Origin of the sequence: Chromobacterium sphagni (assembly GCF_001855575.1) — a bacterium.
In the GTDB taxonomy this organism is placed as follows: domain Bacteria; phylum Pseudomonadota; class Gammaproteobacteria; order Burkholderiales; family Chromobacteriaceae; genus Chromobacterium; species Chromobacterium sphagni.
Genome location: NZ_MKCS01000001.1, coordinates 694,064 through 714,436 on the forward strand (window position 1 = coordinate 694,064; position 20,373 = coordinate 714,436).

Below are 20,373 nucleotides of genomic sequence, written 5' to 3' on the forward strand. Positions count from 1 at the left end.
GAATTTAGTTGCCGGCGTTGCGATGCAGGTCGGGCAGCGCCATCGCTACCACGCCCAGCAGCGGCAGGAAGGAGCACAGCAGGTAGACGAACTCGATGCCATGGCTGTCGGCCAATTGGCCCAGCACCGCCGCGCCGATGCCGCCGATGCCGAAGGCGAAGCCGAAGAACATGCCGGACACCATCCCCACCTTGCCCGGCAGCAGTTCCTGCGCGTAGATCAGGATGGCCGGAAAGGCCGAGGCCAAGATGAAGCCGATTGGCAGCGACAGCAGGCTGGTCCAGAACAGGTTGGCGTGCGGCAGCAGCAAGGTCAGCGGCGCCACCCCCAGGATAGAGAACCAGATCACTCGCTTGCGGCCGATGGCGTCGCCGATGGGGCCGCCCAGCACGGTGCCGGCCGCGACGGCGAACAGGAACATGAACAGATGCAGCTGCGCCGACTGGATGCCGATATTGAAATGGTGGATCAGGTAGAAGGTGTAGTAGCTGGTGATGCTGGCCAGGTAAAAGTGTTTGGAAAACACCAGCAGCAATAGCAGCAACAGCGTCAACTTGACGCGGCCGGAGGACAGCGCCGGCGCGCGGACCGCGGACGTTTTCCTGGCCTGGCGGTGCTGATGGGCATACCACTGGCCGACGCGGAACAGCACGTACATCGCCAAGAGCGCGGCCAGGCCGAACCAGGCGACGCTGTGCTGGCCCAGCGGAATCACGATCAGCGCAGCCAGCAGCGGGCCGGTGGCGCTGCCGGCGTTGCCGCCCACCTGGAAGATGGACTGGGCGAGGCCGGGGCGGCCACCGGAAGCCATCCGGGCCACTCGCGACGATTCGGGGTGGAAGATGGACGAGCCGGTGCCGATCAGCGCCGCGGCAAGCAGCAACAGCGGGAAGCTGGCGGCGCTGGACAGCAGCAGCAGGCCGCACAGCGTCGAGCCCATGCCGAACACCAGCGAAAACGGCTGCGGCTTCTTGTCGGTATAGATGCCCACCAGCGGCTGCAGCAGCGAGGCGGTGCACTGGTAGGTGAAGGTCAGCAGGCCGATTTCGGCGAAGCTTAGGTGGTAATTGCCCTTGAGCAGCGGATAGAGCGCCAGCAGCAGCGACTGCAGCATGTCGTTGAGAAAGTGGGAAAAGCTGATGGCGCCCAGCACGCGGAAACGTGTGTCCTGTGCCGGGGCGGCGGTCTGGATGCTTGCGGACATGAAGTGGATACTCGATACGGGTGGATGAACTCATGCTAACAAGCGCGATCGCGACAGTCCTGCGAAAATAGGGCAAACATCTTTTCGAAAGAGGCGTTATGGGAGAGTTCGATCATTTGCACCAGTATGATCATGGCCTTGCGCCGGTGGTGGGCAAATGGCGCGACTACCCGGCCGGCAAGCAGACTCCGCGCCATCTGCACTCCACCGCGCAGCTGCTGTACGCGGTGGAGGGCTTGTTCATGGTGAGCACCGGGCGCGGCCAGTGGATCGTGCCGCCCTCGCGTGGCATTTGGCTGCCGGCGGGGACCTGGCACGAGGTACGCATGGTCAGCAAGGTGAAGATGCGCAATCTGTATGTGCGGCAGGATGTATTAGCCGGACTGCCGACCGACTGTTGCGTGCTGGAGATTTCCGCCTTGCTGCGCGAGCTGATCCAGACCGCCTGCGCCATCGACATTCCGTATCCGGAGGACGCGCGCGACGGCAGGGTGATGCGGCTGCTGCTCGACGAATTGCGCCGTGCCCCGGTGCTGGCATTGTCCTTGCCGCGTCCACACAGCAGCGCCTTGCAGCAATTGTGCGATGCCTGGCTGCAAAAACCGGACGACGAGCGCGGGGTGGCCGAGTGGGCGCGCGAGCTGGCGCTGGATCCGCGCACGCTGCAGCGCCGCTTCCGCCGCGAGACCGGCCTCAGTTTCGGCCAGTGGCGGCGCCAAGCGCGGCTGATGCGGGCGATGGAGCGATTGGCTTGCGGCGAGAGCGTGCTGAAAGTGGCGCTGGACCTTGGCTATGCCAGCCCTAGCGCCTTCGCCACCATGTTCAAGCGCGAGCTGGGCGTGCCGCCGAGCAGTTTCTTTTCCTCATCGTAGGGCGGAAGCCCGGCAAGGCCGGGTGTTCCGCCATTGTGCAATGGTTATGTGACAGTAGGTCTTGCCCGCGCTCGTATCTATGCCGACCCTCGCGATTCATAGGAGTCCGCTTCGCGGACGATGCTTGGGGCCGGTTCCGCACGGCGGACGGGTCCATTTCTTTTGCGTCGCCAAAAGAAATGGACGAAAGAAAAGGCGACCCAACCGCGCGGCGAAACCCCGTCTCCAAAGCCATTCCCAAGGCGCCGCCCAACTCGCGGGGCGCTAACGTCGCCCCGCTCAAACAAAGGGCGTCTTAAAACCTTGGGAATGGCTTTGGAGACGGCTTGCGCTGATGGGGGAGGGGCGCGTCGGTTCGGTTTCAGGTTATTGGAAGCGGGCAAGCCACATGGGACTGAAGGCAGATTCAGACAGTGCTGCTAGATTCAGGCGGGGGGATGACGGAACGCCAAGAAGGTCGGGCTTCTGTCCTACAAGATGTAGAACGGAAGCGACGCGCCTCTTCCCCTTTCAGCGCGCGCCGGCAAAAAGGCGATGGGCAAGGTTTTAAGCCGCCGATTTGTTCGAAGCCGCGCGACGGTAGCGCGCGGCAAGTTTCGGCGGCTCCTTGCCCAGCGTCTTTTTGTCGGGGTTTCGCGGGCTGAAGGGGCGGCTTGGGGATGAAAGGGGGCTGGCCGCGCAGCCCCCTTTCCCGTTCGCCGGGCGGAATCGGCCCTCAAGCATCGTCCGCGAAGCGGTCTCATCAAATTGTTAAGAAGGAGAGTCTGGTTGAGTGCGCAGGGCGGGCAAGACCTGATGGTCTGCCCGCCCTGCCTGGCTAAGGTCTATTGATTGGTGGAGCGCCAGATGACCAAAGGCCAAAAGTAAATGACGAGTCTTCGTCTTTTGGAGTTATCTGGAGGTCTTTTCGTATCTCAAAGAACAATCTCGACATGAGTCGATCGTGATTCTCTTGAGTTTTTTGACTATTGCTGACCTTGATCTCCTGCTGAAAGTCCTGCATTGCTTTCACGATAGCTTGAGGGGCAACCAAATTGAGCTTATTGCAGGTACGCGCGAACTCACGTTGACCTTCAGGACTTTCTTCACCGATGACGATGCCGCTCAGACTTGCAACGAATTCTTTATAGTGTTCGAGTTTCTCTTTCCGAAGCTCTGCTTCTCGTTCACGTTTTTTTGTAAACCAGTACGTGGCTCCGGCAAGCGCAAATGCCCCTGAGGATGCGATGAGTGCTGTGGCGATTTCGGCTGCCATGTGTGTACTCTCCTGAGATTGTTTCGGTGGGGAAAAGCTCTGGAATAATATTCACATTAATGACAGCGCTTGTATTCGCTGGATAGCTCTAATCGTTTTCAAAATGGCAGGACGGGATCAATTCCGAATTGGTGGCAATCTCTCCTGACGGGGGCTGAACCAGGGGCTTTGCCTATGCGTCCAAGCAGACGTCAGTCTCATCTCACTGCCAGTTTCCCCGCCAACTCCGCCAACCGCTTCCCCTGAGCCAGCGCCAGCGCCTTCTCATGCTCACTAATCGGCTGCCGATTATCTATCCCCGACACATGACTCACCCCATACGGTGTGCCGCCGCTCTGGGTGGCGGCGAGCGCGGCTTCCGAATAGGGCAGGCCGGCGATCACCATGCCGTGGTGCAACAGCGGGATCATCATGGTCAATAGCGTCGACTCCTGGCCGCCGTGCATCGACGCCGAACTAGTGAACACGCAGGCGGGTTTACCGGACAGCGCGCCCTGCATCCATTCGCCGCTGGTGCCGTCCAGAAAGTATTTCATCGCCGCCGCCATATTGCCGAAGCGGGTGGGGCTGCCCAGCGCCAGGCCGGCGCAGTCGGCCAGATCCTGTCTTTCCACATAGGGCGCGCCGCTTTCTGGAATGGCCGGCTCGCTGGCCTCGCATACGGTGGAAACCTTGGGCACGGTGCGCAGCCGCGCCTGGCAGCCAGGCACGCTGTCGACGCCGCGCGCGATCAGCCGCGCCAGTTCGCGGGTGGAGCCGTGCTGGCTGTAATACAGCACTAGGATGTCTAGCATGAAAACCTCGCAATCACGGATAACCGCCGCATGATAGGGCAAAGCGGCTTGTCTTGCCTCATCGCCGCTTTGCCATTACCTTTGCGCCCATGCAAGTTCAACGATTAGAACCCTATTTCGGTTTTGCCCGCTTCCTGGCGCGGCGCATGGGCGGCCTGCGCGTGCTGCAGGTGTCGGGCAGCCTGACCTTCACCACGCTGTTGGCGCTGGTGCCGTTGTTCACCATCGCGCTGACGGTGATTTCGGCGTTTCCGGTGTTTTCCGACTACAGCACCCGCTTCAAGATCATGCTGCTGTCGACACTGGTGCCGGAGTTCGCCGGCAAGGTGATCACCGTCTACATGCGCCAGTTCGCCGACAACGCGGAAAAGCTCACCGCCGCCGGCATCGTGATGCTGGGCGTCACCGCGCTGATGCTGATGTCCACCATAGAGCGCACCTTCAACGCCATCTGGGGCGTGCGCCGCGGCCGGCCCTGGCTGCAGCAGGGCATGGTGTACTGGACGGTGCTGACGCTGGGGCCGCTGGTGCTGGGCGGCAGCCTGCTGTCCTGGCGCTGGCTGTTCCGGGTGACGCGTTTCGAGAAGAACCTGCCTTTTCTGGCCAGCCTGGTGGAGGCCGGCGGCACCATCGTGCTGACCGCGCTGGTGCTGTCGCTGCTGTACCGCATCGTGCCCAACCGCTTCGTGCCGATCAAGCACGCGATTTGGGGCGCGCTGGCGACGGCGGTGCTGTTGGAGGCCACCAAGGCCGGCTTCGGTTTCTATATCGGCCAGATCGCCAGCTACCAGCTGGTGTACGGCGCTTTCGCCAGCATTCCGATCTTTCTGTTGTGGGTGTATTGCCTGTGGCTGGTGGTATTGGCCGGCGCGGTGTTCACTTCGGCCTTGTCCTATTGGGAGGGTGACGCCTGGCGCCGCCGCAACCAGCCGCAGCGTCGCTTTTTGGATGCGCTGGAAGTGCTGCTGCTGCTGGACGCCGCCCATGAGCGCGGCGAGGCGCTGACGCCGCCGCAGCTGCGGGAGGCGGTGAAGGTGGGCTACGACGAGCTGGGCCTGGTATTGGACAAGCTGGCGCAGCTGGGCTACGTGCAGAAAGGCCATGGCGATGCCTGGGTGCTGATGAAGCGCGCGGCGGCGATCCGTCTGTCCGAGTTGTTCGAGTTGTTTGTCTATCGTCGGGAGAACGAGCGCGGCGACCTGCTGGGCGAGGCTTTGACGCAGTTGCTTGCTCCGCTGACCGATGGGCTTCAGGCGGAAACCGTGGAGGATTTCGCCCGCCGCGTCGGGCAGAAATAGGCGGTATTGTCGTAGAAGGCCGGATCTTCGTTGTCCGGCCACCAGCCCGGTATGCCCAGCAGCGGCAGCGGGCACATCGCGCGCGGGCTGGCTATTTGTCTGTCGTCGTCCAGCAGCGCGGCCAGTCTTTGGTCCAGCCGCTGTTGCCGCTGTTCCGCCTTGAGCGCGAAGAACTCCGGCTCCACATCCAGAATCAGCGCCTTGCCGCACCACCCTATGTGCGGCGTCAGTCCCATTTCCATCACCGCGTGGCCCAGCGTGCGCGCTTCCATGTTCAGGCCCCAGTCGGCGCGGCGCGCCATGAACAGCAGCTTCCATTGCATGTCGTCCAGCGCGCGGCCCAGCGCGGGATCGGATGTCGCCACGATCACCCCGCATTCGTCCAGCAAGGTGGCGGCGTCGCGCAGCGGCCCGCGCCGCGCTTCGCCACGCCGGATCGCGCGGACATGGCGTCGGTTGAGCGCCTGTTTGGCGCGCGGCCAGGCCAGCCAGGCCAGCGCGTTGAACCAGTCGTGCCAGTTTTGCAGCCGGGTGGGCACCTGGCCGGTGTCGGCGATGTGGCTTTCGTAATAGTCGTCCGGCTCCAGGCCGCAGACGAAGCGAAGGTTCGCCGGCAGCGGCTGGCCCATGGCGCGGGCGGCGGCCAGCAGGTGGTCGTAATCGCGCTGTTGCGGCCAGCTGCTCGGCTCAATGCCGGCCAGAACCGGGCGCAGCGGTTGGTACAGCGGGTGGGCTAGGTAATCGGTGTGCCAGGCGTTCACGGCGGAGAGGGCGTCGAGAAAAGGCGCCATTCTAGCCGGAAACCGGCAGGTCAGCCGGCAGGATGTCCAGATCGCTGCAGATGCGGTTGCGCCCGGTGCGCTTGGCCTGGTACAGCAGCTTGTCGGCGCGGCCGAGCACTTCGTCTATGTCCGACTCGGCCGGCTGCCGCATCGCCGCGCCGATGCTGACGGTGTAGCCCAGTTCGCCGTTGCCGCCCGGCAGCCGGGTGGCGGCGACCGCTGCGCGCAGCCGTTCCGCCACCAGCAGCGCGTCTTCCAGCCGGGTGTCGGGCAGCACCGCGGCGAATTCCTCGCCGCCCAGGCGGCCGCACAGATCGCTGGCGCGCAGCACCTCGCGGCACAGTTGGGCGAAGTGGCGGATCACGTCGTCGCCTTGCGCGTGGCCGTGTAGGTCGTTGATGTCCTTGAAATGGTCCAGGTCCATCATCAGCACCGTCAGCGGGCCGTCGTTGCGGCGGCTGCGCTCGATTTCGCGGTCGGCCAGCTCGATGAACTGGCGGCGGTTGTTCAGCTCGGTCAGGCCGTCCTGGGTCGCCAGGCGGAACAGCTGCTTCTCGTGGCCGTGGCGCTGCAGCGCGATGGCGATGATGTGGGTGCTGCGGTGGGCTAGCGCCAGGTCTTCCGGCGTCGGGCTGCGCGGTTCGCGGTAATAGGTGGCGAAAGTGCCCAGCAGGCGGCGGTCGCTGGAGAAGATAGGCGTCGACCAGCAGGCGCGCAGGCCGAAGGGCTGCGCCTTGTGCAGCGCGTGCGTCCATAGCGGGCTTTGCTGGATGTCGTCCACCACGATGGTGCGTTTCCAGTGCGCCGAGGTGCCGCAGGAACCGGCGCTGGGGCCGACCGCTACCCGCTCCACTTCCTTGCGGTAGGCCGGCGGCAGGCTCAGGCCGGCGGCGAAGCGCAGCGACGCGCCGTCTTCTTCCAGCAGCATGATGCTGCACATGCCGCGCGGCTGCTGCGATTCCATCATCTGGCAGATCTGGTTCAGCGTCTGCGGCAGCGGATGGTTGCCGGCTATCATCTCCAGCACCGCGTTCTCCTCCGCCAGCAGGCGCTCGCCCTGGCGGCTGGCGGTGACTTCGCGGTCCACCGACAGGATGGTCTTCAGCATGCCGGCGCTGTCGAATTCCGGGAACAGCCGGATCTCGAAGATATGGCGCTGCTGGTTCTTGTACAGCTCCAGCTCGAAGCTGCGCGCCTCCCAGTTGTTGATCAGCTGGCGGCATTCCATTTCGAAGCGGGTGCTGGCCTCATCGGTCCAGCCTTTTTCGCGCGGGGTCTTTCCCAGGTGCTCTTCCAGCGGCAGGTCGGAGAAGCGCACCACGCTGCGGTTGATGAACAGGCAGTGCAGCTCCAGATCGTAGCGGGCGATGATGTCTTCGGAGTTTTCCACCAGTGTGCGGAACTGCTGCTCGCGCCGCATCATCGCCGCCTCGCTGTGCTTGCGCGCGGTGACGACGCGGCAGATCGCCGTCAAGCGGTGCACCTTGCCGGCGCGCCAGGCGGGCTGCAGGCTCATTTCCAGCCATTCCCAGTGGCCGCTGTGGTGGCGGATGCGCAATTCGTAGCCAGCTTCCGGCATCTGCGGCGGTTGTTGCAGCAGTTGGCTGAAGCCCGACCGGTCTTCCGGGTGAAGCAGGGTCAGCCAGCGCACGCAGTCCATGCCGCGGGTGTGCGCCGGCAGGCCCAGCAGGCGTTGCAGGGTGTGGACGCTGCCGTGCACGTATTGGCGCGGCAGGTTGAACTCCAAGAGGCCCAGGCAGGCGTCCTGCAGGGTGGCGCGGGCCTTGCGCTGCCGCTGGCGGCTCTGCAGCCAGAGCGCGGTGACCAGCATGGCCAGCAGCCAGCCCGCCTGGCTCATCGACGCGCCATGGTTGCCGGCCGCCCAGGCCAGTTGCGGACTGGCGAGGGCGAGGCAGGGCAGGATGGCCGGCGCCGGCAGGCGCAGGGAGAATCGGTGAGTCAAACAGCGCTCCACATGAATGGCGGCAGGCCAAAACGGGAATTTTGACATCAGCGGCGGGGTCTTCCGCGGAGTCGTCGTCGCGCTGCCAGCCAAGCGTCGTATTTATGCAACAAATACAGTATCCTTGATGACGAAAAGGCGGATTATTCCGCGTGGGCAAGCGAAATGGCTGGCGGGGCGGCGAAAGCTGCGCGGCGTGGAGTGCTGAATGGATTTCTTTCCGATTTTTCTCAAGCTGCAACAGCAGCCCTGTCTGGTGGTGGGCGGCGGCGAGGCCGCCTTGCGCAAGGCGCGGCTGCTGGCGGCGGCGGGCGCCCGCCTGCAGGTGGCGGCACCGGAATTGGCGCCGGAACTGGCGGAGATGGCCGCGCGCGGCGAGCTGATCCACCTGGCCGCGGCATACGCGGCGGAGCAATTGCAGGGGCAGCGGTTGGTGGTGGCCGCCAGCGGCGACGCGGATTTGAATCGCCGGGTGGCTGCCGATGCCGAGGTCTTGGGGGTGCTGGTGAATGTGGTGGACGACGCCGAGGCATCGCGCTACATCACGCCGGCCATCATCGATCGCTCGCCGTTGATGATCGCCATCGCCAGCGGCGGCAGCGTGCCGGTGCTGGTGCGGATGGCGCGCGCGCGGCTGGAGAGCATGATTCCCGCGGCCTACGGCCGGCTGGCGCGCTTCGCTGCGCAGTTCCGCGAGCGCAGCAAGGCCCGTTTCCCGGACGTGGACCAGCGCCGCCGCTTCTGGGAGGGCGTGCTGGAGGGGCCGCTGGCCGACGCGGTGCTGAACGGGCATGACGAGCAGGCCGCGGCGGAAATGGAGCGGCAGCTGGCCGGCGCGGGGCCGGACGCCGCCGGCGCGGTCTATCTGGTGGGCGCCGGGCCGGGCAATCCCGACCTGCTGACCTTTCGCGCGCTCAGGCTGATGCAGCAGGCCGACGTGGTGCTGTACGACAAGCTGGTGGCGCCGGAGCTGTTGCAGCTGGTGCGGCGCGACGCCGAGCGCGTTTATGTGGGCAAGGCGCGCGCCAACCACGCGCTGCCGCAGGACGACATCAATCAATTGATGGTGACGCTGGCCAAGCAGGGCAAGCGGGTGTTGCGGCTCAAAGGCGGCGATCCCTTCACCTTCGGCCGCGGCGGCGAGGAGATCGCCACCTTGGCCGAGCATGGCGTGGCCTTCGAAGTGGTGCCCGGCATCACCTCGGCCAGCGGCGCGGCGGCCTATGCCGGCATTCCGTTGACCCATCGCGACTACGCGCAGTCGGTGACGTTTGTCACAGGCCATAAGCAAGATGGCAGCATCGCGCTTGACTGGCCGGCGCTGACCCGGCCGCAGCAGACGGTGGTGGTGTACATGGGCGTGTCCAGCGCCGCCGAGCTGTGCCAGGCTTTTGTCGACAACGGCCGAGGGGCGGCGACGCCTGCCGCCGCGGTTGAGTGGGCCACCACCGAGCGCCAGCGCACGGTGTGCGGCACTTTATCCACCTTGCCCGGTCTGATGGCTTCGCACAGCATCGCTTCGCCGGCGTTGATCATCGTCGGCGAAGTGGTGCAATTGGCGGACAAGCTGTCCTGGTACCGCCGCAGTGAGAATTCAGCTGTTACAATTCAGGAAGATTGATCTGCGGATGCGTGGGCGGAACATGGCCCGCGCGGTTCGAGCTTTGCTCAAATAACGTGGCCGGCAGGCGCTTGGCCGCACCAATTCGAAGACTCAGGCATGGTAGGTGTTCTGATAATTGCACATGGAGACCTGGGGCGTAGCCTGGCGGATTGCGCCAAGCACATCTTGGGCCGAGAACCGGAAAATCTGGCGGTGATGGTGGTGGACAAGACCGAAGACCCGGAACGCAAGCTGGCAGAAGCGCAAAGCCTGGTGGATGGCCTGGACCAGGGCGACGGCGTGATGGTGCTGACCGACATGTACGGCGGCACGCCATCCAATATCGCCAGCCGGCTGATCCGGCCTGGCCGAGTCGAGGCGGTGGCCGGCGCCAGCTTGCCGATGCTGGTGCGCGCGCTGTGCTACAGCAGCCAGCCGCTGGAGATCGTCGTCAGCAAGGCGATCACCGGCGGCTTGGAGGGCGTGCTTTACATTATTCCGGGGGAAGGAAATGTTGCGATCTGAAGTCGAAATCATCAACAAGCTGGGCCTGCACGCGCGTGCGTCCAGCAAGTTCACCCAACTGGCCAGCCGCTACAAGAGCGATATCTTCATTGCCCGCAACAACCGCCGCGTCAACGGCAAGAGCATCATGGGAGTGATGATGCTGGCCGCGGCCAAGGGCGCCAAGGTGGAGCTGGAGATCAGCGGCGAGGACGAACAGCAGGCGCTGGAAGCGCTGATCGCGCTGATCAACAACCGTTTCGACGAGGCGGAGTGATGCGGCGCTGAGTGGGTGGCCGGCTTTCCCCGGCCGTTCAGGGAGTCTGCCGCCAGCGGCGGCAGGGATAGAGGCAGGCACAGCGAAAATAACACGGCCTGCCAGGGGAGGGGGCAATGAGCATCATCCTGCACGGGGTGGCCATCGGCGGCGGCATCGCCATCGGTCGGGCCCATCTGATTTCGCGCAGCATGGACGATGTTGCGCACTATCTGCTGGAAGAGGGCGAGATTCCGGCGGAAAAGGCACGTTTTGACGAAGCAGTGCGCTCCACCCGCAAGGAGCTGGAGATGCTGTGGGGCAGCATCCCGGAGAACGCACCGGCCGAGCTGGGCGCCTTTTTGTCGCTGCACATCATGCTGCTGGGCGACGTCACCATCTCGCGCGAGCCGCGCGAGATCATAGAAAAGCAGCATTGCAACGCCGAATGGGCGCTCAAGCTGCAGTGCGACCATCTGATCGAACAGTTCGACGCCATCGAAGAGGACTACCTGCGCGAGCGCAAGAACGACGTGCTGCAGGTGGTGGAGCGCATCTTCAAGAACCTGGATGGCGATGCGCCGCAGCTGCCGGCGCCCGAAGACCTGGTGGAAGACCACATCCTGGTGGCGCACGACCTGTCGCCGGCCGACATGGTGTACTTCAAGGATTCCAATTTCGCCGCCTTCATCACCGACGTCGGCGGCGCCACTTCGCATACCGCCATCTTGGGGCGCAGCCTGGACTTGCCGTCGGTGATCGCGCTGCATCACGGCCGCGAGCTGATCCGCGAGGACGAGATGATCATCGTCGACGGCCTGCAGGGCGTGGTGATCATCAATCCGGACGTGCTGGTGCTGGCCGAATACCGGCGCCGGCTGCGCGCCTGGCGCGGCGCGCGGCGTAAGCTGTCGTCCATCCGCAAGTCCAACGCCGTCACCCGCGACGGCTCGGTGATCGAGCTCTTGGCCAATATCGAGCGGCCGCAGGACGTCGAGGACGTGCGCGAGTCCGGCGCGGTGGGGGTGGGGCTGTTCCGCAGCGAGTTCCTGTTCCTGGGCCGCGACACTCTGCCCACCGAGGACGAGCAGTTCGAGGCCTACCGCCATGTGGCGATGGCGCTCAAGGGCATGCCGGTGACCATCCGCACCATGGACCTGGGCGCCGACAAGAGCCCGAAATGGCTGGGTCACGACCAGGCCGACAATCCGGCGCTGGGCCTGACCGGCATCCGCCTGTGCCTGGCAGAGCCGCTGATGTTCCGCGCCCAGCTGCGCGCCTTGCTGCGCGCCTCGGTGCACGGCCGCATCCGCGTGCTGTTCCCGATGCTCAATTCACTGCCGGAGCTCAAGCAGGCGCTGGCGCAGTTCGAATACGCCAAGGAAGAGCTGCGCGACGAGGGGATAGGCTACGCCGACGACATCGAAGTGGGCGCGATGATAGAAATCCCGTCGGCGGCGCTGGTGGCGGGCAGCTTTGCCAAGCATGTCGATTTCCTGTCGGTGGGCACCAACGATCTGATCCAGTACACGCTGGCGATAGACCGCAACGACGATACCGTCAGCCACTTGTACGATCCCGTCCACCCGGCGGTGCTGAAGCTGATCCTGCATACCATCAAGTGCGGCATCAAGGCCAATGTGCCGGTGTCGGTGTGCGGCGAGATGGCGGGCGATGCCAAGCTCACCCGCCTGCTTCTGGGTATGGGGCTGCGCAAGTTCTCGATGCACCCCGCCAATCTGCTGTCGGTGAAGCAGCAGGTGCTGACCACCCACCTGGACGAGATCGCCTCGATCACGACGCGCATGCTTAGATCGGAAGACCCTGATAAAATAGCCGATTTACTGCAACTGCTGAATGCAGAGCCGGGCGACTAGGCCCGGTTTTTATTTATGCTAAACGACGCGATCGATCTATCCCAGGTCAGGCGGGCGCTGGTGATACGGTTGATGCATCACGGCGACGTGTTGCTGACCTCTCCGGTGTTTACCGTACTGAAGAGCCATGCGCCGCATATCGAGATTGATGCGCTGGTCTACCATGAAACCCGGGAAATGCTGACCTTGCACCCGGCCGTCTCCCATGTTTTCACCATCGACCGCAATTGGAAGAAGCTGGGCGCCTGGCAGCGGCTGCGCCATGAGTTGGCGCTGTATTCCAGCCTGAAGGCGCGCGGATACCAGCTGGTCGTGGTGTTGAACTCCAGCAATCGGACGACTGCGCTGGTCCGGCTGCTCAAGCCGCGCTGGTCGGTGGTGCCGGACATGCCGGGAAGCGGCCGTTTCTTCCGGAAAACCTTCAGCCATCGTCATGGCTTGCCTCCCGCCAATACCCGGCATATCGTCGAAATGCATCTAGACGCTTTGCGCCGGCTGGGTGTTTATCCCGCCGAGAATGAGATGCGCTTGGCCATTGTCGCCGGGGACGAGGCCGAGCGGACGGTGCGGCGATTGCTGGCTGGGAACGAAGTGCGCCCGGGCCGGTTCATACTGGTGCATCCCGGATCGCGCTGGTTCTACAAGTGCTGGCCGGCTGACAAGATGGCCGGCCTGGTGAATGCCCTGCATGAGCAAGGCTGGCAAGTGGTGCTCAGCGGCGCGCCGTCCGCGGAGGAGGCCGCCATGATCCAGGCGGTCAAAGCCGGCTTGGGCCGGCCTGCGGTGGATTTGAGCGGGCAGTTGTCGCTAAAGCAGTTGGCGGCGCTGATTGCGCAAGCGCGCTTGTTCGTCGGTGTCGATTCCTTGCCCATGCACCTGGCCGCCGCGGTGCAAACGCCGGTCGTGGCCTTGTTCGGCCCGTCGCGCGACAAGGTGTGGGGGCCTTGGCGGGTGGCGCACCGGCAGGTGTCGCTGGATCTGCCTTGCCGGCCTTGCAATCTGGCAGGCTGCGGCGGCGGCGAGCGCAGCGAATGCATCGAGCGGATACCGGTCCGGCAGGTGCTGGCCGCAGTCGAGTCGCTGCTGGCTGAAACCGAGCCGCGCCAAGCTTGCTAACAAAAAAAACATGTCAGCACACGGTCGCTTGGATCTTGCCTGCTACGCTGCGGCGAAATGTCATGTCGGCAGCGCGAGCGCCGTACCCGGCGCTTTTGAATTACAACCTGCAGTTTCGATAGAATCCGTCCATGTCATTCTTAGATAACAAAACCAGTTTCGCTCTCTACAAACGGGTGATGCTCTACCTGCGGCCCTACTGGAAGGTCTTCGTCCTGTCGATGCTGACCATGACCATCGCGGCGGCTACCGAACCGATGTTCGCCCGGCTGATGAAGCCGCTGATCGATGGCGGCTTCGTCAATCGCGATCCCCAGGCGATCATTTGGACTCCGTTGGCCATTGTCGGCTTGTTCATCTTGCGCGGGTTGACCAGCTACATCAATGAATACACCTCCAGTTGGCTGTCCGGCCATCTGGTGCAGACGCTGCGGCAGGAAATGTTCTCCCGCATGGTGCGGCTGCCGGTCAACTACTACGACAACAACCAGTCGGGCAGCATCGTGTCGCGAGTGGTATTCGACGTGACGCAGATCAGCGAGGCGGGCTTCAATGTCATCACCGTGGTGGTCAAGGACGGCATCACGGTGATCGGTCTGCTGGGCTTGCTGTTGTATACCGACTGGCGGCTGACGCTGATCTGCCTGGCGGTGATGCCGATCGTGGCGTGGTGCATCCGCTATGTCAGCAAGCGCCTGCGCGGGCTGTCGCGCAAGAATCAGCAGGACATGGCCGAAATGACCCAGATTCTGGGCGAGAGCATTGATTGCCAGCGCGTGGTCAAGGTTTACGGCGGCCAGACTTATGAAGCGGCGCGCTTCGGCCGTTCGGCCGAGGCCATTCGCCACAATATGGTCAAGGAAAGGTCCACCAGCGCCGCCAGCACCGGGGTGACCCAGCTGATCATCGCCTGCGCGCTGGCGGTGATCCTGTATTTCGCCGGCACGCTGGCGCAGCATGGCAGTTTTTCCGCCGGCGACTTCATGTCCTTTCTGACGGCGATGCTGATGCTGTTCGCGCCGATCAAGCGCATCACCAGCATCAGCCAGACGGTACAGAAGGGCTTGGCTGCGGCGGAGAGCGTGTTCAAGTTTCTGGACGAGCACGCCGAGCCGGATGAGGGCAAGCTTCGCCTAGGCGCCACCAAGGGAGCCTTCCGCTTTCGTCAGCTGTCTTTCCAGTACCCTGGCGCGGAGCGCCCGGCGTTGCGCGACATCAATCTGGATATCCGCTCTGGAGAAACCATTGCCCTGGTGGGCTCCAGCGGCGGCGGCAAAACCACGCTGGCCAGCCTGATCCCACGCTTCTATGAGCCGACTTCTGGGGAGATTCTGCTCGATGATGTGCCGCTGACTCGGATTAGCCTGGCCAGTCTGCGCGAACAGATCGCGTTGGTGAGCCAGGACGTGGTGTTGTTCAACGATACGGTGGCGGCAAACATTGCCTATGGAAGGCTGGGGCAGGTCACGCGCGAGGAGATCCGCGAAGCGGCGCGCGCGGCCAATGCGCTGGACTTCATCGACGCCATGCCGCAGGGGCTCGACACGCTGATCGGCGAGAATGGCACCCGGCTGTCCGGCGGCCAGCGCCAGCGTCTCGCGATTGCCCGGGCAATCCTGAAGGATGCGCCTATCCTGATTCTGGACGAGGCGACTAGCGCGCTGGACACTGCGTCGGAGCGCCTGGTGCAATCGGCTCTGGATAATCTGATGAAGAACCGGACGACGATCGTCATCGCCCACCGGCTGTCCACCATCGAAAGTGCCGACCGCATCGTGGTGATGCACCAAGGGCAGATCGCGGAGGTTGGCAAGCACCAGGAGTTGCTCGACAGCAACGGCATTTATTCAAAGCTATACCTGCTGCAATTCGGCAGTTGAGAAGAAAGAACCCAGATGGCTATCAGTGGTTTGGTGATAACGCTCAATGAGGCACACAATATCATCGATTGTCTGCGTTCATTGAAGGAGGTGTGCGACGACATCGTGGTCGTGGACTCAGGCAGCACCGATGGCACCATCGCTCTGGCTGAGGCCGAGGGTGCCATTGTGATCGTACAAAAACCGTTTTTGGGCGATGGTCCGCAGCGCAGCCTGGGCTTGGGCAGCTGCCGCCACGATTGGGTGCTTAACCTGGATGCCGACGAGCGGCTGGAGCCCGATTTCGTAGCCTATCTGAAGCAGACCAATCTGGATGCATTGGGTGTCGATTTGGTGGAGACCCGCCGCCGCAACTACATTGGCGATCGCTTCACGCCATTCGCTGGTCAGTATCCCGACTATGTTAAGCGGCTGTTCAATCGCCGGCGCGCCGACTTCACCCCAGTGGTGGCGCATACCTATGTCAAAGCGGCCAGCGCCACTCGCGCCAACATCCACATTACGCATTATTCATACCGCAACTACCCGGATATGGTTGCAAAATGCAAGTATGCCGAATGGCTTTCCGTGGGCCTCGCCAAGAGCGGAAAGCGGCTCTATCCGTGGGAGCCGGCGATGCACGGCGGCTGGGCCTTTTTCCGCCATTACGTGATCAAGCTGGGCTTCCTCGCAGGGTTGGACGGGCTGACGCTGTCGATTTGCAAGGGTGTCGGCTCCTATCTGAAATATGCGCATGCGATCGAGCTGCGCCGCAGTGGCAAGGCGTAAGCGGGCACGTGTCGCCAATACGCCTTCGTGGATTGTGCTTATGAAAATTTCCGTCGTCATTTCAACGTATAACCGCCCGGATGCTTTGGCTGCCGTGTTGGCCGGTTTCGCTGCGCAGCGCGGCGCCGAGCCGTCCGACTGGGAGATTGTGATCGCCGACGATGGTTCCGACTCCCGTACCGCTGACGTCGTCGAGTCATTCCGGCCACAACTCGGTGATCGGCTGCAGCATGCCTGGCACGAGGACAAGGGTTTCAGGCTGGCCGAGATCCGCAATCTGGCAGCGAGGTTGGCCCGCGGCGACTACCTGGTGTTTCTCGACGGCGACTGTGTGCCGCAGCGCGACTTTATCGCCTGCCACCTGGCATTGGCCGAGCCGGGTTGGGTGGTAGCCGGCAACCGGGTGCTGTTGTCCGAGCCATTTACCCGCGATTATCTGGCTGGCCGCAGCGCGCCGGTCTTTTGCTGGAGCAGGTTTGCCTGGCTGAGCCACCGTGCAGGCCGGCGCGTCAATAATGGTCTAGGGTGGCTGCGGTTACCGCTGCGGGCTTGGCGCAAAGAGCGGCGTGCTGATTGGAAATTATTGCGCGGCTGCAATATCGGCGTGTGGAAAGCAGATTACCTGGCGGTCGATGGTTTTGACGCCACTTTTTCCGGATGGGGTTATGAAGATTCCGATTTCGCGGTTAGATTGATTCGCCACGGCATCGGTATCAAGAATGGCCGTTTCGCCGTCCCGGTGCTCCATCTTTGGCATAAGGAAAACGACCGCAGCTTTCAGGGCGAGAACTGGGAGCGTTTTGAGGCCTCCCTGCACGGTAGCCATGTCCGCGCTTTGCGCGGGCTGTCGAGTTTAGAGGAAGGAACGGTCGGATGAACGTACCCAGTGGGGTCAATCTAGTGTTTCATTCCATCCGCCCGGGAGGGGGGATGGAACGGTATGTGATGGATGTCATAGCGGAACTTTGTCGTCGAGGCATTTCAGTGCGCGGGATCGCGCGCAAAGTTGACTGGCACGATGCGCCGCAAGGTGCGGAGTTCGTAGTAATGCGGGATCGAACACCCGTCTCTAGACTGAACAATTTGTTGTTCGAGCGTAATGCATTGCATGCTTGTCGGCCGGACTGGAAAACGATAGGCATTTCTCGTGTCCCCGGGGCTGTGGATTTGGCAATCGTGGGCGGCACGCATATTGGTCATTTGCACGACAAGGGAAAACGCTACCCTGGTCTTTTTGATCGATTGACAATAAGACATGAAACGCAGTTTTACCGAAAAGCCAAACTCATTATGCCGCACTCGAAAAGAGTGGCAGGCGAGATCAGTCAGTTGTATGACATTCCTGTTTCCAAAGTGGCTGTGCATTATCCCCCTGTCGATACGCAGAAATTTTCGCTAGCTGCCCGAGAAAAACGCGAGGCGATAAGGCAGACTTTGGGTATTCGCTCAGACCAGTTCATGCTGCTTTTTCCTTCCAATAACCATAAGCTGAAAGGTGCAGAGCTGATTCTACAAGCGCTGCAGGCATTTGGCGGGAAGGTTATTCTAGTTGTTGCCGGTAAAGCTCCGCTGCAGGCGCCCCATGTCGTTAATGCTGGCTTTTGTCAGGACATGCCTGCCTTGTATGCTGCGGCCGATGCGACGATTCTGGCTTCGAAGTACGAAGCATTCGGACTGGTGGGGCCAGAGTCGATTTTGTGTGGGACACCGGTTTTATTTGCCAATACCATTGGTGCTGTCGAGGTATTACGGGAGCCTGGATGCTATGTATTCGGCCGAAGCGTGGATGAATTGATGGATTGCTTACAGAAAGTTGTTAATTTAAGAGAAGAGGGACTTCCTCGCAGTCCAGAATGGGTGGGGCAGTCTCTTGACTATCCTTACTCTATTTTCATGCATGTGAATAATCTTCTCTCTTTGCTCGGGTGATTTATGGGGTCTTTGCCAAAAGTTTCGATGCTGTTGCTTAACTATAATCAGCAGCACTATATTATAGATGCCTTGAATGGGGCGCTTGCGCAGGATTATGAAAATCTGGAAATCATCATTACAGATGATTGTTCGACAGATCCATCTTTTGATATGATATCCCAAGTTTGTGCTAATTATTCTGGGCCGCATAAGCTGATATTGCATCGTAATGAGAAGAATGTAGGGGGTGGTCGAAATTTGCATATTGCGGCATCGCTAGCCTCGGGAGAATTATTCGTTTGCACGGATGGTGATGATATTTCCTTGCCAAATCGAGTTTCGATTTTAGTGAAAAATTGGTTGCTGCATGATAAAAAACCAGATTTGCTTGCCTCCTATCTCCGAGACATGGATGCTGAAGGAAATGTGTACGATGTGATACCTGTGGATGATCTTGCCAAGTACAAAGGGATCGATTCATGGTTGCTGGGCCATCCCGGCTTGGTCGGTGCTGCTCAAGCCTATACACGACGTTTGTTTGAGGAGTTCTCGGGTATCCCATGTGGGGTGAGGGCTGGTGATATGGTATTAGCGCTAAGGGCATTTGCTGCTGGAGGAGCCATTACCATTCCAGAGCCTCTGGTGTTGTATCGGAGAGGAGGAAACTCAACTAAAAGATCGCATTTTTCGGTTGAAGAGGTGATACGTGCATTTGATAAAAATATTGACAATACAAAAATAGAGCTTTTGCACATGATCGAAGTGGCTTCTCGAAAAAATGCCTCTCCAGCAACGTTGAGATATTTTGTGAACCTTTATCAGAAAGAGTCTTTGACTGAGTTCATGTTACGGGGACGCAGAAGTTTAACTGAAAAGATAAAATATATCTGTGGGGCATCTGGTGTGAAATTGGGATTTAGAGCAAGGATATTTATGTATTCTGCATTCCCAAATGTTTTGAAGCCATTTTTCAAATTGAAGACGCTGTTGAGGGGGTGATGTGAACTTTCAAAAAATATATGATTTTTTGATATTTGGGCTTGTTTTTTTAATCATTTCTTGTGGTTTTATTTGGCGCGGGACTGCTACTTCGGCAGCTGCGTTACTCGCTTTGATCGGTATTGCTTCTGCCTTTAAACAGAACTACTTTAAGGTTTGCTGGGATCGTTACTGGCCATGGATGCTCGCAATGTGTGCCATTGGCTTGGCTATTGTTACTAGGCAGTTGGTAGACTTGGATTTTAGGATGCGATTTGCCGATTCTGCGACTCGACTGATGATTGCCATTCCTATTTTTGTTGCATTAATTCACACTAATTTTGTTAACTTTAAGACGATGCGCTGGGCATTGTTTGCTGCAATTTTTCTGATGTTGATTTTTGGCTATTATCATGCGGTTGTAGCTGGTGATCCTCGTATCAGGACGGAGTTCACAAATACTATACCCTATTCAGCATTTTGTTTGATATTTGGTGTGGCCTTTTTTATTTGCTCTTACCGACTAGGTGGTTGGGATAGAGTGGCGGCGATTATTGCTATTTTTGGATCTTATTTGGCTCTCTATCTTTCTCAGTCACGCGGGGTTTGGGTGGCCGGTGCGGTTGTTAGCCTGTTCCTGCTATCTTCAGTATTTGGTTTTAGTCGGAAGAAATTTTTTATCTTCTTGTTTGTTTTGATTGCTGCTTTGGTATCGGCTTATTTTTTTAGTGAGGTGATTCGCGATAGGGTGGTGATGGCTGTTTCTGAATGTCACCAGTTCTTTATGGGGCAGAGGCATGGCTCTATTGGTGAGCGATTGGATATGGCTCTGGTTTCGTATTATATTTTCAAGGCATATCCATTATTTGGTGTTGGTCGTGATATCTCACCCGTTTTACACATGTTGCATGAGCAGGGTTTGGTAATCGCAAGTGTTGTCAATGCCACAGACACTCATGGAGAATTATTCTTCAATGCGGCTAGCTTAGGGGTGGTGGGCTTGCTGTGCTATTGTGCTTTTTATATTGGTGGAAGTTATCCTTTCTGGAAGGCAGCTTTTTCCCAAGAGCCCGAGGCTGTTGCTTTGGGGAAAGTCGGGTTGGCATCTAGCATGATTTTGTTCATTGTTGGGTTTACCCATATTACCTTGGGCTTGGTCATGTATGCTTCAATATATGCTACATTTCAGGGATTATTACTTTCATCCTTATATAAGCTGCAGCAGATGAAAGCAAGTCGGTAAATGCCTACATGAGTTACGGTATCTTGTCAGCATGGCTGGATATATGTCGCCAGTCTGTTGGGGTTATTC

Annotated in this window: 18 protein-coding genes; 13 read left to right on the forward strand and 5 right to left on the reverse strand. The window is 60.4% G+C overall.

Features of this window, described 5'->3' with window-relative positions; all coding sequences use genetic code 11:
* Positions 1-4: 4 nt before the first annotated feature.
* Positions 5-1,204, reverse strand: coding sequence for an MFS transporter (locus BI347_RS03425; RefSeq protein ID WP_071111218.1), 1,200 nt, complete (start codon positions 1,202-1,204; stop codon positions 5-7).
* 98 nt (positions 1,205-1,302) lie between these two features.
* Between BI347_RS03425 and BI347_RS03430 the strand changes: the two genes are divergently transcribed.
* Positions 1,303-2,076 carry an AraC family transcriptional regulator gene (locus BI347_RS03430; RefSeq protein ID WP_071115303.1) on the forward strand — a complete coding sequence of 258 codons (774 nt, stop codon included), beginning with the start codon at positions 1,303-1,305 and terminating at the stop codon, positions 2,074-2,076.
* A gap of 817 nt (positions 2,077-2,893) precedes the next feature.
* Here BI347_RS03430 and BI347_RS23430 read toward each other — a convergent pair.
* Entirely contained in the window at positions 2,894-3,331 is a 438-nt protein-coding gene (locus tag BI347_RS23430; RefSeq protein ID WP_139167169.1) for a hypothetical protein, read from the reverse strand.
* Positions 3,332-3,528: 197 nt separating this feature from the next.
* Entirely contained in the window at positions 3,529-4,125 is a 597-nt protein-coding gene (wrbA, locus tag BI347_RS03440) for an NAD(P)H:quinone oxidoreductase (RefSeq protein WP_071111165.1), read from the reverse strand.
* A gap of 89 nt (positions 4,126-4,214) precedes the next feature.
* Here wrbA and BI347_RS03445 point away from each other — a divergent pair, with 89 nt between their 5' ends.
* Positions 4,215-5,423: a YihY family inner membrane protein gene (locus tag BI347_RS03445; protein WP_071111164.1), complete on the forward strand. Its 1,209-nt coding sequence runs from the start codon at positions 4,215-4,217 to the stop codon at positions 5,421-5,423.
* On the opposite strand, the gene BI347_RS03450 is transcribed toward BI347_RS03445, so the two are convergent.
* Entirely contained in the window at positions 5,375-6,214 is an 840-nt protein-coding gene (locus BI347_RS03450) for a DUF3025 domain-containing protein (protein ID WP_071111163.1), read from the reverse strand. The two genes, BI347_RS03445 and BI347_RS03450, sit on opposite strands and share 49 nt — an antisense overlap.
* Before the next feature lies 1 nt (position 6,215).
* Entirely contained in the window at positions 6,216-8,168 is a 1,953-nt protein-coding gene (locus BI347_RS03455; RefSeq protein WP_071115304.1) for a sensor domain-containing diguanylate cyclase, read from the reverse strand.
* A gap of 208 nt (positions 8,169-8,376) precedes the next feature.
* Between BI347_RS03455 and cysG the strand changes: the two genes are divergently transcribed.
* The 11 genes from cysG to BI347_RS03505 all read left to right on the forward strand — a co-directional run bounded on the left by cysG (position 8,377) and on the right by BI347_RS03505 (position 20,304).
* A complete protein-coding gene (gene cysG, locus BI347_RS03460; protein ID WP_071115305.1) occupies positions 8,377-9,789 on the forward strand; it encodes a siroheme synthase CysG in 1,413 nt (470 codons plus the stop codon).
* A gap of 99 nt (positions 9,790-9,888) precedes the next feature.
* Positions 9,889-10,296, forward strand: a complete 408-nt coding sequence (locus BI347_RS03465) for a PTS sugar transporter subunit IIA (protein ID WP_071111160.1) — start codon at positions 9,889-9,891, stop codon at positions 10,294-10,296.
* The gene (locus tag BI347_RS03470) at positions 10,283-10,552 is read left to right on the forward strand and encodes an HPr family phosphocarrier protein (RefSeq protein WP_043576934.1); all 270 of its coding nucleotides are present in this window, start codon (positions 10,283-10,285) and stop codon (positions 10,550-10,552) included. The genes BI347_RS03465 and BI347_RS03470 overlap by 14 nt, the downstream gene beginning before the upstream one ends.
* A gap of 116 nt (positions 10,553-10,668) precedes the next feature.
* Entirely contained in the window at positions 10,669-12,408 is a 1,740-nt protein-coding gene (gene ptsP / locus BI347_RS03475) for a phosphoenolpyruvate--protein phosphotransferase (RefSeq protein WP_071111159.1), read from the forward strand.
* Positions 12,409-12,423: 15 nt separating this feature from the next.
* Positions 12,424-13,524: a putative lipopolysaccharide heptosyltransferase III gene (gene rfaQ, locus BI347_RS03480; protein ID WP_071115306.1), complete on the forward strand. Its 1,101-nt coding sequence runs from the start codon at positions 12,424-12,426 to the stop codon at positions 13,522-13,524.
* Between the two features lie 131 nt (positions 13,525-13,655).
* Positions 13,656-15,404, forward strand: coding sequence for a lipid A export permease/ATP-binding protein MsbA (gene msbA / locus BI347_RS03485; protein WP_071115307.1), 1,749 nt, complete (start codon positions 13,656-13,658; stop codon positions 15,402-15,404).
* Positions 15,405-15,419: 15 nt separating this feature from the next.
* A complete protein-coding gene (locus tag BI347_RS03490) occupies positions 15,420-16,172 on the forward strand; it encodes a glycosyltransferase family 2 protein (protein ID WP_071111156.1) in 753 nt (250 codons plus the stop codon).
* Positions 16,173-16,212: 40 nt separating this feature from the next.
* Positions 16,213-17,049, forward strand: coding sequence for a glycosyltransferase family 2 protein (locus BI347_RS03495; RefSeq protein ID WP_071115308.1), 837 nt, complete (start codon positions 16,213-16,215; stop codon positions 17,047-17,049).
* Entirely contained in the window at positions 17,046-18,101 is a 1,056-nt protein-coding gene (locus tag BI347_RS03500) for a glycosyltransferase family 4 protein (protein ID WP_071115309.1), read from the forward strand. Before BI347_RS03495 ends, BI347_RS03500 begins: the two co-directional genes overlap by 4 nt.
* 27 nt (positions 18,102-18,128) lie before the next feature.
* Positions 18,129-19,082, forward strand: coding sequence for a glycosyltransferase (locus BI347_RS22470; RefSeq protein WP_158020715.1), 954 nt, complete (start codon positions 18,129-18,131; stop codon positions 19,080-19,082).
* Position 19,083: 1 nt separating this feature from the next.
* Positions 19,084-20,304, forward strand: coding sequence for an O-antigen ligase family protein (locus BI347_RS03505; protein ID WP_083338670.1), 1,221 nt, complete (start codon positions 19,084-19,086; stop codon positions 20,302-20,304).
* Positions 20,305-20,373: the final 69 nt, after the last annotated feature.

What these genes read in the sequence shown, in the direction of transcription:
- BI347_RS03425 (WP_071111218.1), bottom strand. Translation starts at nt 1,204, where the DNA reads ATGTCCGCAAGCATCCAGACCGCCGCCCCGGCACAGGACACACGTTTC.
- BI347_RS03430 (WP_071115303.1), top strand. Translation starts at nt 1,303, where the DNA reads ATGGGAGAGTTCGATCATTTGCACCAGTATGATCATGGCCTTGCGCCG.
- BI347_RS23430 (WP_139167169.1), bottom strand. Translation starts at nt 3,331, where the DNA reads ATGGCAGCCGAAATCGCCACAGCACTCATCGCATCCTCAGGGGCATTT.
- wrbA (WP_071111165.1), bottom strand. Translation starts at nt 4,125, where the DNA reads ATGCTAGACATCCTAGTGCTGTATTACAGCCAGCACGGCTCCACCCGC.
- BI347_RS03445 (WP_071111164.1), top strand. Translation starts at nt 4,215, where the DNA reads ATGCAAGTTCAACGATTAGAACCCTATTTCGGTTTTGCCCGCTTCCTG.
- BI347_RS03450 (WP_071111163.1), bottom strand. Translation starts at nt 6,214, where the DNA reads ATGGCGCCTTTTCTCGACGCCCTCTCCGCCGTGAACGCCTGGCACACC.
- cysG (WP_071115305.1), top strand. Translation starts at nt 8,377, where the DNA reads ATGGATTTCTTTCCGATTTTTCTCAAGCTGCAACAGCAGCCCTGTCTG.
- BI347_RS03465 (WP_071111160.1), top strand. Translation starts at nt 9,889, where the DNA reads ATGGTAGGTGTTCTGATAATTGCACATGGAGACCTGGGGCGTAGCCTG.
- BI347_RS03470 (WP_043576934.1), top strand. Translation starts at nt 10,283, where the DNA reads ATGTTGCGATCTGAAGTCGAAATCATCAACAAGCTGGGCCTGCACGCG.
- ptsP (WP_071111159.1), top strand. Translation starts at nt 10,669, where the DNA reads ATGAGCATCATCCTGCACGGGGTGGCCATCGGCGGCGGCATCGCCATC.
- rfaQ (WP_071115306.1), top strand. Translation starts at nt 12,424, where the DNA reads ATGCTAAACGACGCGATCGATCTATCCCAGGTCAGGCGGGCGCTGGTG.
- msbA (WP_071115307.1), top strand. Translation starts at nt 13,656, where the DNA reads ATGTCATTCTTAGATAACAAAACCAGTTTCGCTCTCTACAAACGGGTG.
- BI347_RS03490 (WP_071111156.1), top strand. Translation starts at nt 15,420, where the DNA reads ATGGCTATCAGTGGTTTGGTGATAACGCTCAATGAGGCACACAATATC.
- BI347_RS03495 (WP_071115308.1), top strand. Translation starts at nt 16,213, where the DNA reads ATGAAAATTTCCGTCGTCATTTCAACGTATAACCGCCCGGATGCTTTG.
- BI347_RS03500 (WP_071115309.1), top strand. Translation starts at nt 17,046, where the DNA reads ATGAACGTACCCAGTGGGGTCAATCTAGTGTTTCATTCCATCCGCCCG.
- BI347_RS22470 (WP_158020715.1), top strand. Translation starts at nt 18,129, where the DNA reads ATGCTGTTGCTTAACTATAATCAGCAGCACTATATTATAGATGCCTTG.